15 protein-coding genes and 2 tRNA genes are annotated in these 11,858 nt (G+C 56.3%); 11 read left to right on the top strand and 6 right to left on the bottom strand.

What is annotated here, in order from left to right:
• The first annotated feature begins 273 nt into the window (after positions 1-273).
• The 4 genes from ctaD to AADJ11_RS09220 all read left to right on the top strand — a co-directional run bounded on the left by ctaD (position 274) and on the right by AADJ11_RS09220 (position 4,089).
• The gene (gene ctaD / locus AADJ11_RS09235; protein WP_341234223.1) at positions 274-1,947 is read left to right on the top strand and encodes a cytochrome c oxidase subunit I; all 1,674 of its coding nucleotides are present in this window, start codon (positions 274-276) and stop codon (positions 1,945-1,947) included.
• A 168-nt stretch (positions 1,948-2,115) separates the two neighbouring features.
• Complete coding sequence (locus AADJ11_RS09230) at positions 2,116-2,505, top strand: MAPEG family protein (protein ID WP_341234222.1); 390 nt, start codon at positions 2,116-2,118, stop codon at positions 2,503-2,505.
• Between the two features lie 110 nt (positions 2,506-2,615).
• Positions 2,616-2,690 (top strand) — tRNA-Gly (locus tag AADJ11_RS09225).
• A 442-nt stretch (positions 2,691-3,132) separates the two neighbouring features.
• A complete protein-coding gene (locus AADJ11_RS09220) occupies positions 3,133-4,089 on the top strand; it encodes a response regulator (RefSeq protein WP_341234221.1) in 957 nt (318 codons plus the stop codon).
• Here the strand turns inward: AADJ11_RS09220 and AADJ11_RS09215 are convergent.
• A complete protein-coding gene (locus tag AADJ11_RS09215) occupies positions 4,082-4,417 on the bottom strand; it encodes a hypothetical protein (protein WP_341234220.1) in 336 nt (111 codons plus the stop codon). The two genes, AADJ11_RS09220 and AADJ11_RS09215, sit on opposite strands and share 8 nt — an antisense overlap.
• Positions 4,414-4,653, bottom strand: coding sequence for an Lrp/AsnC ligand binding domain-containing protein (locus AADJ11_RS09210; protein WP_176249542.1), 240 nt, complete (start codon positions 4,651-4,653; stop codon positions 4,414-4,416). The genes AADJ11_RS09215 and AADJ11_RS09210 overlap by 4 nt, the downstream gene beginning before the upstream one ends.
• 146 nt (positions 4,654-4,799) lie before the next feature.
• Between AADJ11_RS09210 and hisB the strand changes: the two genes are divergently transcribed.
• Both hisB and hisH read left to right on the top strand, forming a co-directional pair.
• On the top strand, positions 4,800-5,387 hold the full coding sequence (gene hisB / locus AADJ11_RS09205; RefSeq protein WP_341234219.1) for an imidazoleglycerol-phosphate dehydratase HisB: 588 nt from the start codon (positions 4,800-4,802) through the stop codon (positions 5,385-5,387).
• Positions 5,388-5,390: 3 nt separating this feature from the next.
• Positions 5,391-6,029 (top strand): imidazole glycerol phosphate synthase subunit HisH, encoded by a 639-nt coding sequence (gene hisH, locus AADJ11_RS09200; protein WP_341234218.1) that lies wholly within the window; start codon positions 5,391-5,393, stop codon positions 6,027-6,029.
• A 54-nt stretch (positions 6,030-6,083) separates the two neighbouring features.
• Here the strand turns inward: hisH and AADJ11_RS09195 are convergent, their stop codons facing one another.
• A complete protein-coding gene (locus AADJ11_RS09195) occupies positions 6,084-6,473 on the bottom strand; it encodes a DUF2147 domain-containing protein (protein ID WP_341234217.1) in 390 nt (129 codons plus the stop codon).
• Between the two features lie 144 nt (positions 6,474-6,617).
• Between AADJ11_RS09195 and hisA the strand changes: the two genes are divergently transcribed.
• The 3 genes from hisA to AADJ11_RS09180 all read left to right on the top strand — a co-directional run bounded on the left by hisA (position 6,618) and on the right by AADJ11_RS09180 (position 8,491).
• Positions 6,618-7,334 carry a 1-(5-phosphoribosyl)-5-[(5-phosphoribosylamino)methylideneamino]imidazole-4-carboxamide isomerase gene (gene hisA / locus AADJ11_RS09190; protein ID WP_341234216.1) on the top strand — a complete coding sequence of 239 codons (717 nt, stop codon included), beginning with the start codon at positions 6,618-6,620 and terminating at the stop codon, positions 7,332-7,334.
• A gap of 93 nt (positions 7,335-7,427) precedes the next feature.
• Positions 7,428-8,189, top strand: a complete 762-nt coding sequence (gene hisF, locus AADJ11_RS09185) for an imidazole glycerol phosphate synthase subunit HisF (RefSeq protein ID WP_341234215.1) — start codon at positions 7,428-7,430, stop codon at positions 8,187-8,189.
• A complete protein-coding gene (locus tag AADJ11_RS09180; RefSeq protein ID WP_341234214.1) occupies positions 8,186-8,491 on the top strand; it encodes a phosphoribosyl-ATP diphosphatase in 306 nt (101 codons plus the stop codon). Before hisF ends, AADJ11_RS09180 begins: the two co-directional genes overlap by 4 nt.
• A 95-nt stretch (positions 8,492-8,586) precedes the next feature.
• Here the strand turns inward: AADJ11_RS09180 and AADJ11_RS09175 are convergent, their stop codons facing one another.
• The 3 genes from AADJ11_RS09175 to rlmB all read right to left on the bottom strand — a co-directional run bounded on the left by AADJ11_RS09175 (position 8,587) and on the right by rlmB (position 10,391).
• The gene (locus tag AADJ11_RS09175; RefSeq protein WP_341234213.1) at positions 8,587-9,054 is read right to left on the bottom strand and encodes a CoA-binding protein; all 468 of its coding nucleotides are present in this window, start codon (positions 9,052-9,054) and stop codon (positions 8,587-8,589) included.
• A 227-nt stretch (positions 9,055-9,281) separates the two neighbouring features.
• A complete protein-coding gene (locus AADJ11_RS09170) occupies positions 9,282-9,590 on the bottom strand; it encodes a hypothetical protein (protein WP_341234212.1) in 309 nt (102 codons plus the stop codon).
• Positions 9,591-9,614: 24 nt separating this feature from the next.
• On the bottom strand, positions 9,615-10,391 hold the full coding sequence (gene rlmB / locus AADJ11_RS09165; RefSeq protein WP_341234211.1) for a 23S rRNA (guanosine(2251)-2'-O)-methyltransferase RlmB: 777 nt from the start codon (positions 10,389-10,391) through the stop codon (positions 9,615-9,617).
• Positions 10,392-10,518: 127 nt separating this feature from the next.
• On the opposite strand from rlmB, the gene AADJ11_RS09160 reads away from it, so the two are divergent.
• Together AADJ11_RS09160 and AADJ11_RS09155 are read left to right on the top strand one after the other, a co-directional pair.
• Positions 10,519-10,602, top strand: a tRNA-Tyr gene (locus AADJ11_RS09160).
• A 111-nt stretch (positions 10,603-10,713) separates the two neighbouring features.
• Positions 10,714-11,736 carry a hypothetical protein gene (locus AADJ11_RS09155; protein WP_341234210.1) on the top strand — a complete coding sequence of 341 codons (1,023 nt, stop codon included), beginning with the start codon at positions 10,714-10,716 and terminating at the stop codon, positions 11,734-11,736.
• The last annotated feature ends 122 nt before the right edge of the window (positions 11,737-11,858 follow it).

Genomic DNA, 11,858 nt, shown 5'->3' with positions numbered 1-11,858 from the left:
AGCATCTTTTTGAGGAAAAGATATTCCGAAGTTTACATATGTTTCACTTCTTTCATCTTACTTGTCAGATGAAAGGTCTGAAAAACGCAGTTATAACAGCCGCGAATTCCAAAACCGGCCTACCTGCCACGCGCTTGCTTTTTTGAGAAAATACCGCCCCTGCGGCAATGGGGGCCATTGCCCCTTTGGGCAAGGCGCACTAAAACGAATGATAATCCAGCGCGCGTTCCCTGTCGGGGCGTGGGTTGACCAACCAATCTCAGGAGGCACCGCATGGCCGACGCAGCCATTCACGGGCAAGACCATCACGACGAGCGTGGATTTTTCACACGCTGGTTTATGTCCACGAACCACAAAGACATCGGTATTCTATATCTGATCGTCTCAGCCCTCGTTGGCTTTGTTTCTGTCTGTTTTACCATCTATATGCGACTGGAACTGATGCACCCAGGTGTTCAGTACATGTGTATGGAAGGTGCGCGTTTTATTGCTGATAGTTCGGCAACATGTACGCCAAACGGCCATCTCTGGAACGTTTTGATCACCGGTCACGGCATCCTGATGATGTTCTTTGTGGTTATCCCCGCCCTTTTCGGTGGTTTTGGTAACTACTTCATGCCGCTGCAAATCGGCGCGCCTGACATGGCGTTCCCCCGTATGAACAACCTGTCCTTCTGGCTGTATGTCGGCGGTACAACGCTGGCAATCTGTTCGGTTCTGACACCGGGTGGCAATGGCCAGCTGGGGTCCGGCGTTGGCTGGGTTCTGTATCCACCGCTGTCCGTCCGAGAGGGTGGGATGTCGATGGATTTCGCGATCTTTGCGGTTCACGTATCCGGTGCGTCCTCGATCCTTGGTGCGATCAACATGATCACCACCTTCCTGAACATGCGTGCCCCCGGCATGACCCTGTTCAAGGTGCCATTGTTCAGCTGGTCGATCTTTGTCACCAGCTGGCTGATCTTGCTGTCCCTGCCTGTTTTGGCTGGCGCAATCACCATGCTGCTGATGGACCGTAACTTTGGTTTTGCGTTCTTTGACCCAGCAGGCGGCGGCGATCCGGTACTGTACCAACACATTTTGTGGTTCTTCGGTCACCCCGAAGTGTACATTATCATTCTGCCCGGCTTTGGTATCATCAGCCACGTCATCGCCACGTTCAGCCGCAAACCGATCTTTGGCTACCTGCCAATGGTTTGGGCGATCATCGCCATCGGCGCATTGGGCTTTGTTGTGTGGGCGCACCACATGTACACAGTCGGTCTGACCCTGAACCAACAGGCATATTTCATGCTTGCGACCATGGTCATCGCGGTGCCGACAGGCGTCAAAGTGTTCAGCTGGATTGCCACCATGTGGGGCGGTTCCATTGAATTCAAAACGCCAATGCTTTGGGCCTTCGGCTTCCTGTTTCTCTTCACCGTTGGTGGGGTTACAGGGATCGTTCTGTCCCAAGCAGCCGTCGACCGCTACTACCACGACACCTACTATGTGGTTGCGCACTTCCACTATGTGATGTCGCTGGGTGCTGTATTCGCGATCTTTGCAGGTATCTATTTCTACCTGCCCAAGATGTCGGGCCGCATGTACCCTGAATGGGCCGGCAAGCTGCACTTCTGGGCGATGTTCATCGGTGCAAACCTGACCTTCTTCCCACAGCACTTCTTGGGCCGTCAGGGCATGCCACGTCGCTACATCGACTACCCAGAGGCATTTGCCTACTGGAACCTGTGGTCCTCGATCGGCGCGTTCCTCAGCTTTGCATCCTTCATCTTCTTCTTCGGCGTCATCTTGTACACATTGACCCGAGGCGCACGGAGCACGGCTGCAAACCCATGGAACGAATATGCAGATACGCTTGAGTGGACTTTGCCAAGCCCACCCCCAGAGCACACATTCGAAACCCTGCCAAAGCAGGAAGAATGGGACAAACAGCCAAGCCACTAAGGTAAGGCCTTAAAATACAAGGGGCTCCAACGGCGGTTGGGGCCCCTTTTTCATGCCCAAGCTTCACCCGAATGCAGGCCCTGCCCGACGACATAAACAGCAAACCCTTTTGCAAACCGGTTTTTGCCCTAAAGTACCATTTGAACCTGACCCAAATGGACATCTCTTATGCCCTTACCAATCACATCGATCTACGCGGCATTAACCGCTTTGATTTTTCTGACCCTCAGTATCCGCGTTATTATCTATCGCCGCGCCAACATCATTTCGCTTGGCGATAGCGGCGACAAGAACTTGCTGAAACGTATGCGCGCCCAAGCAAACTGCGCCGAATATGCACCGTTGGCCTTGATCCTCTTGATGCTTAGCGAACTGGCAGGTGCACCGTCACTGGCCCTACATGTACTGGGCATCTTGTTGGTTGCGGGGCGTGCGCTGCATGCCATTGGTTTTGCCTCCACCCCGCAGAAAATCATTCTGCGTCAGCTTGGGATGGCGATGAACATTGCCATGATCACCTTCGCGGCCCTGGGGCTTTTGGGCCATGCACTGTTTTAACAGGCCGCAAAAACGACCGCTGAAAAAAACTTTGAAAAAAGTGCATTCAAAGCTGATTTCCCTCTTGCAGACACAGCGCCCTATGGGTATCTCACGCCCTACCAGAGGATGCGGGCGTAGCTCAGGGGTAGAGCATAACCTTGCCAAGGTTAGGGTCGGGCGTTCGAATCGCCTCGCCCGCTCCAACTGGTTTCTGCAACCCCAGCAGATAAAAACAAGGCCGCCTTCGGGCGGCCTTTGTGTTTTCAGCGACAGATATTTTCGACGCAGAAACGCCCCCTTCCCCACAGCCGGACCATAGGTGGTACGTGAGAATGAAACCGTACAGCGGACCTAAATGCACCGTGCACTGCCTCGCAGGTTTTGGTTCGTGCAACCGCCCGCCACCCTATGCCCTGAACCAATCGGCGGAAAAACGCGCCCGTTCTTGGCCCCGTTAAATAATGCACTATGTGTAGGGCACGAATGTTTCTTCGGCCGGTTACGTGGCGACAGCAGCCCTATAAAACAGTAAGAAAACAGGCCTTTGTCATATTCTTGCCTAGATTGAAATCTAGCGTCGACACTACCCAGTAACACTTGTGTCAAATTCGATGCAAAAGCGGCAAATCAAGGACGAGGCGAGTCATGAAAATTCTAGTGGTAGACGATGATCCATTCATTCTTGAATTGTTCCCCGAGATTTTTGAGCTGGCCGACCTAACGGATATCCACACTGCCGTTGGTGGGCCTCAGGCCTTGGAACTGATCGCATCTGAAAAGCAGCCGTTTGATTGCTTTGTCTTGGATGTTGATATGCCCGAGATGGACGGAATCGAGCTGTGCCGCCGCATCCGCGCCCTGCCCGGCCACGACATGACCCCGATCTTGATGCTTACCGCCCGCACCGATGCTGTTTCGATCGAAAGCGCTTTTGCCGCGCGCGCGAATGACTATATCTCGAAGCCGTTTAACCTGAAAGACGTCTATAACCGTATTCGCGTTGCAGAACGGCTTAGCGAAGCTGCGAAAACTGTGGTCACCATCGACGCGCTTGATATTTCTGATGAAAATCCAATTGGGACGCACCCCTTTGACCTGGCCGAAAAGCTGTATTTCTCCAATGTAGACCGGCTGATCCTGTCCTTTTCGCTGGGCAACTACCTTACCCAACTTGACCGGAAAACCTTGAACGGATGCAAAGTGTTTTGCGTGTCGCTCGATTCCGCGGAACAGGTGTACGAGACTACGACCTCGGCTGATTTTGCGAAGCTCTTGTCTGATCTGGGTGAAAGCATTTATAGCGTCGTCGAAAGCCAGCATCTGCTCATGTCTTACGTGGGCAACGGGCAATTCATTTGCATCAACCGCGAGACCGAGCTCCCCGATTGGGAGGTGCTGGAAACTGAAATCCAGCGCCGCATCGAAGAGACGTCATATGGGTTGAAAGCGGATGATCACATCGCGATCACAGTGTCGGTCGGCACCCCGATTGTGCCCAATGCGAACCGGACACAGCGCGTGAAAAACACGTTTACCCGCGCGATCTGCCGCGCGGAAATGCGCGCGTCGAACAAGGCATCCGTCGCCGTGAAGTCTAATTAATCGGAAACTGGACCAAACATTTGGCCGCATTCAGGCGATAATCTTCTAGCGTGGCATCGATGTCGCGCCGATCGCGCACGATGCCCATCGCGGCCTTCTTTTCGGCCCGTGTACCGGTGACATGGCGTTCGAGGATCAGAACGGTGATGCTAAGCATGACGTTCTTTTGATCCTCGTCGATCATATCCGCACGCGCCAACGTCACAGCCGTATAGGCCAGCATATTGGCACAGCGCAAAGCCGCGGCTTCCTCGCCTTCATAGGTGCGGGCAGCAAAACTCGGGGTGGCACATAACAGCGCCACACACATGGCGATCAGCGTTTTCAAAATACTTTGAAGGTCATCGTCGTCAAAGACCGCTCGATCCCGTCGATATCCAGCAAATGATCGTTGATATAGACGCCGACATCTTCCCCTTTGGGGATATACAGCTTCATCAGCAGGTCAAAATCGCCAGATGTGGAATACAGCTCTGAATGGATTTCGCGCAGGGCGATTTCTTCGGCAACGCGGTAAGTTGTGCCAGGGCGGCACCGGATCTGGATAAAGACGCAGGTGGACATGAAAAGGCCTTCGGCTGGTTGCGATGCCAACACGCTGTCATAGCAGGGAAAGGGCCGCAATCCCCTATGACACGCAAATCCGTTTTGCAGGCCTTGGCGTGGCCGCGCGCACTGCTATAAGGGCACCAACAGCCGGAGAATTCCCAATGCGTCAAGCCACCATCAGCCGTTCCACTGCCGAAACCCAGATCGCTGTCGAGATTAACCTTGATGGCAGCGGGGCCTATGACAACAACACTGGCGTAGGTTTCTTTGACCACATGCTGGATCAATTGGCGCGGCACTCGCTGATTGATATGAAGATCACGGCCAAGGGCGATCTGCATGTTGATGACCACCACACCGTCGAGGATGTGGGTATCGCATTGGGTCAGGCCCTAACTCAGGCCTTGGGCGACAAACGTGGCATCCGCCGGTACGGCGCATGCCTGTTGCCGATGGATGATGCGTTGGTGCGCACCGCGCTTGATCTGTCTGCCCGCCCGTTTCTGATCTGGAACGTGGCGTTGCCCTCGGCCAAGATCGGGAGCTTTGACACCGAACTGGTGCGCGAGTTCTTTCAGGCGCTGTCCACCCATGGCGGCATCACGCTGCATGTTGATATGCTGCACGGCCTCAACAGCCACCACATTGCAGAGGCGGCGTTCAAATCCGTGGCCCGTGCGCTGCGCGAGGCGGTCGAGGTCGACACCCGCAAGGCAGGCGATATCCCGTCCACCAAGGGCGCGCTGTAGGGCATGTTAACCGCTATTATTGACTACGAATCCGGCAATCTTCACTCCGCTCACAAGGCGTTTGAACGGATGGCCCGCGAAGGCGACGCAGGCGATGTTGTCGTCACCGCCGACGCCGATGTGGTCGCCCGCGCCGATCGCCTGGTGCTGCCCGGCGACGGGGCGTTCCCGGCGTGCATGGCATCCCTCAAGGGGCACAGCGGGATTTACGCCGCCATGGTCGAGGCAGTCGAGGTCAAAGGCCGCCCCTTCTTGGGCATTTGCGTGGGCATGCAGCTAATGGCCTCTTGGGGCCGCGAATACGAAGATACCCAAGGGTTGGGCTGGATCGAGGGCGAAGTGACCAAAATCACCCCCGCCGACCCCACGCTCAAAGTACCCCATATGGGCTGGAATGATCTGATCATCGACCATCCGCACCCGGTCTTCGACGGTATAAACACTGGCGATCACACCTATTTCGTCCACAGCTATCATATGGCCGTGACCAACCCCGACGAACGTCTGGCCCATGTCGATTACGCCGGCGATGTCACCGCCGTGATTGGCCGTGACACCATGCTGGGCATGCAGTTCCACCCAGAGAAAAGCCAAACCACCGGCTTGCGTATGATCGCCAACTTCTTGAAGTGGCGACCATAGGTTTACGGCACCGGCCCGCTATCTGGGGCCGGGTGCGCTATACGGCAGCCCAGCTTACTTAAGCCGGCTCCAGCTTTGCTTTGAACACAGCAAACCGCCCGCAATGCAACCGGACAGCTTCAGGTTATCGCCTGCGACGGTCATCTTTCCGATATAGATTTTGTCGTTCGAGGGCCGCCAGACCTTGCCCGCATAGTTGCCCTTGCCATCCGGCACCATACCGATGACCAGCTGTTTACCAAGGTTAGGCGACTTATATTCGCCCTCGTCGTTAAACGTACGCATCATCGTGCCGCAAATTTCTGCGCCGCACGGCGCCATTTTCACATGCGCATAGGCCCCGTCGTCCGGTTGTGTCTTCCAAACGCCAACAGCCGGATCCGCTGCCATCGCAGCGCCTGCTGCCATGACACTTAGTGCCGCTGCCAAAATTACTCTTTTCATGATATATCCTCCCGATACGCGGATAGTCTGGCGCATATTTGTCTCTTCAGGCAAGGTTGACGTAAGGGCCGCACCTGCTGCGTTGCACATTTCCGCCCATCATGCGATTTCACCTCCCAACACCCGCAACCCAAGGCGAGCCACATGATCCTTTACCCCGCAATCGACCTCAAAGACGGCCAAGCCGTGCGCCTTGTACATGGCGACATGGAAAAATCCACGGTTTTCAATGACGATCCCGCAGCCCAAGCCCGCGCTTTCGTCGACGCTGGTTGCACTTGGCTGCACCTAGTAGACCTGAACGGCGCGTTTGCAGGTACTCCGGTCAACGCGGCCCCGGTCGAAGCGATCTTGAAATCTTGCAATGTTCCCGCCCAACTGGGCGGCGGCATCCGTGATATGGCCACGATCGAAGCGTGGCTGGACAAGGGGCTGGCCCGCGTCATCCTTGGCACCGTGGCCGTTGAAAACCCCGATCTGGTCCGCGAGGCCGCCCGCGCCTTCCCCGGCAAAGTTGCCGTAGGAATCGATGCCCGCAATGGCCGCGTCGCAACCAAGGGCTGGGCAGAAGAGACTGATGTGATGGTCACTGATCTGGCGAAATCCTTTGAAGATGCAGGCGTTGCGGCAATCATCTACACCGACATCCTGCGCGACGGGGCCATGGGCGGGCCAAACATTGATGCCACCGCCGATCTTGCCCGCGCGGTCAATATCCCGGTCATCGCCTCCGGCGGCGTCAGCTCCCTTGACGACCTCAAAGCACTCAAAGCCACAAACGTCATCTCCGGGGCCATCTCTGGCCGTGCGCTCTACGATGGTGCCATCAATCTCCAAGAAGCCCTCAAAGCGCTCGCCTGATGTTCCAAATGGCTCAAAATCCTCGAGAGGTCTGGAGGGCAGACAGCCCTCCAGCCGCTTGCCACCTGCACATGCGCCATCTAAAGAATACCCATGCTTAAAACCCGTATCATCCCCTGCCTAGATGTCGCCGATGGCCGTGTGGTCAAAGGCGTGAATTTCGTCGGCCTGCGCGATGCGGGCGATCCGGTTGATGCGGCCATCGCCTATGACGCTGCCGGCGCGGATGAACTATGCTTTCTCGACATTCATGCCACCCATGAAAACCGCGGCACCATGTTTGATCTGGTCACCCGCACCGCTGAACATTGCTACATCCCCCTAACCGTGGGTGGCGGTGTGCGCACCGTGGCCGATGTGCGCGCCCTGCTGCTGGCCGGTGCCGACAAGGTCAGCTTTAACTCTGCCGCCGTCGCTGACCCCGATGTCATCGCGCGCGCCGCCGACCAATTCGGCAGCCAATGCATCGTCTGCGCCATCGACGCAAAAACCGTCAGCCCCGGCAAATGGGAAATATTCACCCACGGCGGGCGCAAACCAACAGGCATCGACGCCGTGGAATTTGCCAAACTCGTCACCGCCAAAGGTGCAGGTGAGATTCTGCTCACCTCGATGGACCGCGACGGCACCAAACAAGGCTTCAATCTCACCCTGACCCGCGCCATCTCCGACGCGGTCAGCGTGCCGGTTATTGCCTCGGGCGGCGTTGGCAATCTCGACCACCTCGTTGACGGCGTCACCAAAGGCGGGGCCTCTGCCGTGCTTGCCGCTTCGATCTTTCACTTTGGCGAATATACGGTCGCGCAAGCCAAGCAACATATGGCCGCCGCCGGCATCCCGATGAGGCTGACATGACCCTAGATGACCTTTACGCCACCATCAGCGCCCGTAAAACCGCCGACCCGTCCAGCAGTTGGACCGCACAGCTTTTGGCAAAAGGCCCTGAAAAATGTGCCGAGAAATTCGGGGAAGAGGCAATAGAAGCCATTATCGAAGCCGTGAAGGACGATAAAAAAGCGCTCACATCAGAGGCCGCCGATGTGCTTTACCACCTGCTGGTCATGCTCGCGTCACGCGATGTCCCGCTCACAGATGTGCTGGATGAACTCACGCGCCGCCAAAACCAAAGCGGTATCGCAGAAAAAGCGTCCCGCTAAGCTTCTCTGGCTCTTAAATATCCTGGGGGGAAAGCCGATATTTCGGCTTGGGGGGCAAGCCCCCCTTCCCCGCCGCCGCAGGCACTATGACGCTATTACAGCTTGCTCGAGATCATCCCCGTCGCAAAACCGCCCATGCGCAACTCGGAAAACAGCCGCTGATATTCGATCTTCGGACAGCGGTTCTGGATCACGGTCACCCCACGCGCTTCTGCCAAGGCCGCAGCCTCGGCATGTTCGACACCAATTTGCATCCAGATCGTCTGTAACTTGGGAAACACCGCCAACGCCTCGTCTACTATCTCGGGCACGGCCTCTGAGCGGCGGAAAATATCGACCATATCCACATCACCTTCGATGTCAGACAGCTTTGCGACAACCTTGGCACCAAACAGCGTCTCACCCGCGTGGCCAGGGTTCACGGGAATCACCTCGAACCCCTTAAGCGACAGATAACGCGCCACAAAATAGCTGGGGCGCACGGGGTTCATCGACACGCCGACAACCGCAATCCGCTTGGTCCGGGTCAGCACGTCTTTCAAAAGGGCATCTGAATACATCATCGCCTACATCTACACCGATTCGGGCGAAAAAAAGAGCGCCCGTCAGACAAAGGTCCGAGGGCGCTAAGGTATGGAACGAGGGACAGTTACAGATCAGCAGGTGTTCCAGACCCGCCGCCTTACACATGAAGTAAGAACTCTTTGCGCTATTCAAAGACCGTCTAACAAATCCGTGAATAAAACCTAAAGATTTGAGCAGAATACCGCCCACTGCCCGAGACATCGCCTCAGTCGAAAATGTCTTCGACAACGTCAAAAATCTCGCCGGCAAGTTCTTTCAGCCAAGATTTACGCCGTTTCGAATGCTTCACCTTCGGTTTGGATGCCCGTTTGACAGGCTTCGCAGCCGGAAAGCGCTGCACGGCTGGCGACGCACTGACACCCGTGGTTTTAGCCTTGGGAACAGGAATTTTCTTTAAATCATGCAACGGCGCGCCACATTGCGCGCAGGACAGTTCGTGGCGGCCCACATCCAGCGTCAAAGCCGCTTTGCTGCCGCAAAAACAGCAGGTTGCGATCTTTGTTGGATAGGCCATTGCGTCTTTCCTCTAGCGCCGGAGTTACCCGTGCGGACGTGACGCATATAGGGCGATTGCCGCCGCGTTCGAGACGTTGAGCGAGCCAAATCCGCCATCTGCGTCAATCCGCACCAGCATATCCACCGTTTCTTTGGTCTTTTCACGCAGGCCCGGCCCCTCGGCCCCCAACACCAGCGCAACGGGGCGATCCCGCTTGCCCTCCAATGCGGCCTCAACCGTCACATCGGCCTCACCATCAAGCCCAAGCACCAAATACCCCATATTTTGCAGCTCTTTGATCGAATCCGCCAGGTTCCGCACCCGCAGATAGGGCTGACGCTCCAAGGCACCGCTGGCCGATTTCGCCAGCGATCCGGTTTCGGGGGCCGCGTGGTGGCGCATGCCGATCACAGCAGACGCGCCCAAAACCTCGGCCGAGCGCAAGATTGCCCCAACGTTATGCGGATCGGTGACCCGGTCCAGCAGCAACACCCGCGGTGCCTCTGCCCCGATGCATACCTCGGCCAAGGATCCCCATGCCAGCGGCTTGACCTCAAGCACAGCGCCCTGATGCACCGACCCTTGATCAAGCGGCGGGCGGAATTTGCGCGGGTCCACGACCTCTGGCTCGATTCCCGCTTTTGCAATCGCCTCTTCCAGCTTGATCTGCGCATTTGGCGTGACCATCAGCTTTAGCTTCTCGCGTTTGGGATTCTCCAGCGCGTCACGCACAGCGTGCAAGCCGAACAACCACACGGTTTGGTTCGCCTCGACCTTTTTATCTTGCTCTTTTTGCACGACCCACTTCGGTTTTTTCATGCCCAGACCCTCTATCATATGCTGCAAGGATCATTTCCCTGCCTTTCGCCTAGGTTTTCGCCTTGACGCCTATCAGGACCGCTTGTAATCACGCCTTCACATCCGGTGCAATGCACTGGCTGAAAGTGGGCGACAGGCCGCAAGGTGTGGCAGGGGACTGTAACTCCCTCGCGGAGACGCACGCCTGGTTCGATTCCAGGGTCGCCCACCACTTTCACATTAGATGCGCAATGGGGTCAAACCCCGCCGCTATGGGCGGTGTAACCGCCGCATTTATTTGGCATCTTTTGCGAAACGCCCTTTGCCCCTATAGTTCGACAAAATGGCAAGAGGCAGCGCGTTGACCAATACCCCCGCCCCATCGCAGGACTTTAATATCGTCATCGTCGGGCAACAGGGCCGTCTGGCTTACGAAGCATTGCTTTTTGCCGCGTCCCTGCGCCACAGCAGCCCCGATTTTCGCGGACGTCTTCTGGTGGCCGAACCGCAACCCGGGCACCAATGGCCAAACGACCCCAATATCAAAAGCGATGACATTCGTACCGCGCTGACCGATTTGGGCGCTGAGATTATCCCGTTTCACTCGGAACATTTCGGTGCGTCCTATCCCTATGGCAACAAGATCGAGATGCTGAGCGCCCTGCCCAAAGGCGAACCCTTTGTCTTTTTCGACACCGATACGCTGATCACCGGCGATATCACCCAAGTTCCGTTTGATTTTGACCGCCCCACCGCATCGCTGCGCCGGACCAACACGTGGCCGGTGCCACAGCTATACGGGCCGCAATATACGGGGCTGTGGAAATCGCTTTACGACATGTTTGAGCTGGATTTCGAAAGCAGCCTCGATCTCAGCCAACCCGACGAGTACTGGCAAAGATACCTCTATTTCAACGCCGGCTTTTTCTTTTACCGCTGCCCGCATGAATTCGGTGCCAAGTTTTTGAAATATGCGCTGGCGATCCGCGACACGCCGCCGGAGGAGCTTTGCGCCCAAAGCTTTGACCCGTGGCTGGACCAAGTCGCCTTGCCACTGGTCATCCACGCATTGGGCGGCGGGCGCGATACCCTGCCCGGCGGTTTGCTGGACGGCAGCGTAAGCTGTCACTACAGGTTTCTGCCCCTGCTGTATGCGCGCGAAAGCCAAAGCGCGGTTGATATTCTGGAGACAGTCGCGGCACCGAACAAGTTAAAGAAGGTCCTAAAAGGCCACGACCCGATCAAACGGATGATCTATCAAGGGCGCGGTCAGAAAGCGCGGGCGCTGTTTGACCAAGACAACTTGCCCCGCAAGGAACAAGCGATCCGGAACCGTCTAAAATCCAACGGTTATTGGATGCGCTAGACCCACATCGGGCGACGGAAAATTCGAATTTTCCGGGCCGGAATTTTTTGAAAATTCCGTCTCCTCTCGCCACCGCTGTACAATCACTTGTACCGCAATGCCCATTCCAATATCTCTTTCAC

This window comes from uncultured Sulfitobacter sp., from assembly GCF_964021855.1.
In the GTDB taxonomy this organism is placed as follows: Bacteria; Pseudomonadota; Alphaproteobacteria; order Rhodobacterales; family Rhodobacteraceae; genus Sulfitobacter.
The sequence above is the reverse complement of the archived record's forward strand: the minus strand, read 5'-3'. Positions and strand labels throughout refer to the sequence as shown.

Excerpts from the sequence above, each read along its gene's own strand:
- ctaD (WP_341234223.1), top strand. The coding sequence starts at position 274 with ATGGCCGACGCAGCCATTCACGGGCAAGACCATCACGACGAGCGTGGA.
- AADJ11_RS09230 (WP_341234222.1), top strand. The coding sequence starts at position 2,116 with ATGCCCTTACCAATCACATCGATCTACGCGGCATTAACCGCTTTGATT.
- AADJ11_RS09220 (WP_341234221.1), top strand. The coding sequence starts at position 3,133 with ATGAAAATTCTAGTGGTAGACGATGATCCATTCATTCTTGAATTGTTC.
- AADJ11_RS09210 (WP_176249542.1), bottom strand. The coding sequence starts at position 4,653 with ATGTCCACCTGCGTCTTTATCCAGATCCGGTGCCGCCCTGGCACAACT.
- hisB (WP_341234219.1), top strand. The coding sequence starts at position 4,800 with ATGCGTCAAGCCACCATCAGCCGTTCCACTGCCGAAACCCAGATCGCT.
- hisH (WP_341234218.1), top strand. The coding sequence starts at position 5,391 with ATGTTAACCGCTATTATTGACTACGAATCCGGCAATCTTCACTCCGCT.
- AADJ11_RS09195 (WP_341234217.1), bottom strand. The coding sequence starts at position 6,473 with ATGAAAAGAGTAATTTTGGCAGCGGCACTAAGTGTCATGGCAGCAGGC.
- hisA (WP_341234216.1), top strand. The coding sequence starts at position 6,618 with ATGATCCTTTACCCCGCAATCGACCTCAAAGACGGCCAAGCCGTGCGC.
- hisF (WP_341234215.1), top strand. The coding sequence starts at position 7,428 with ATGCTTAAAACCCGTATCATCCCCTGCCTAGATGTCGCCGATGGCCGT.
- AADJ11_RS09180 (WP_341234214.1), top strand. The coding sequence starts at position 8,186 with ATGACCCTAGATGACCTTTACGCCACCATCAGCGCCCGTAAAACCGCC.
- AADJ11_RS09175 (WP_341234213.1), bottom strand. The coding sequence starts at position 9,054 with ATGATGTATTCAGATGCCCTTTTGAAAGACGTGCTGACCCGGACCAAG.
- AADJ11_RS09170 (WP_341234212.1), bottom strand. The coding sequence starts at position 9,590 with ATGGCCTATCCAACAAAGATCGCAACCTGCTGTTTTTGCGGCAGCAAA.
- rlmB (WP_341234211.1), bottom strand. The coding sequence starts at position 10,391 with ATGAAAAAACCGAAGTGGGTCGTGCAAAAAGAGCAAGATAAAAAGGTC.
- AADJ11_RS09155 (WP_341234210.1), top strand. The coding sequence starts at position 10,714 with ATGGCAAGAGGCAGCGCGTTGACCAATACCCCCGCCCCATCGCAGGAC.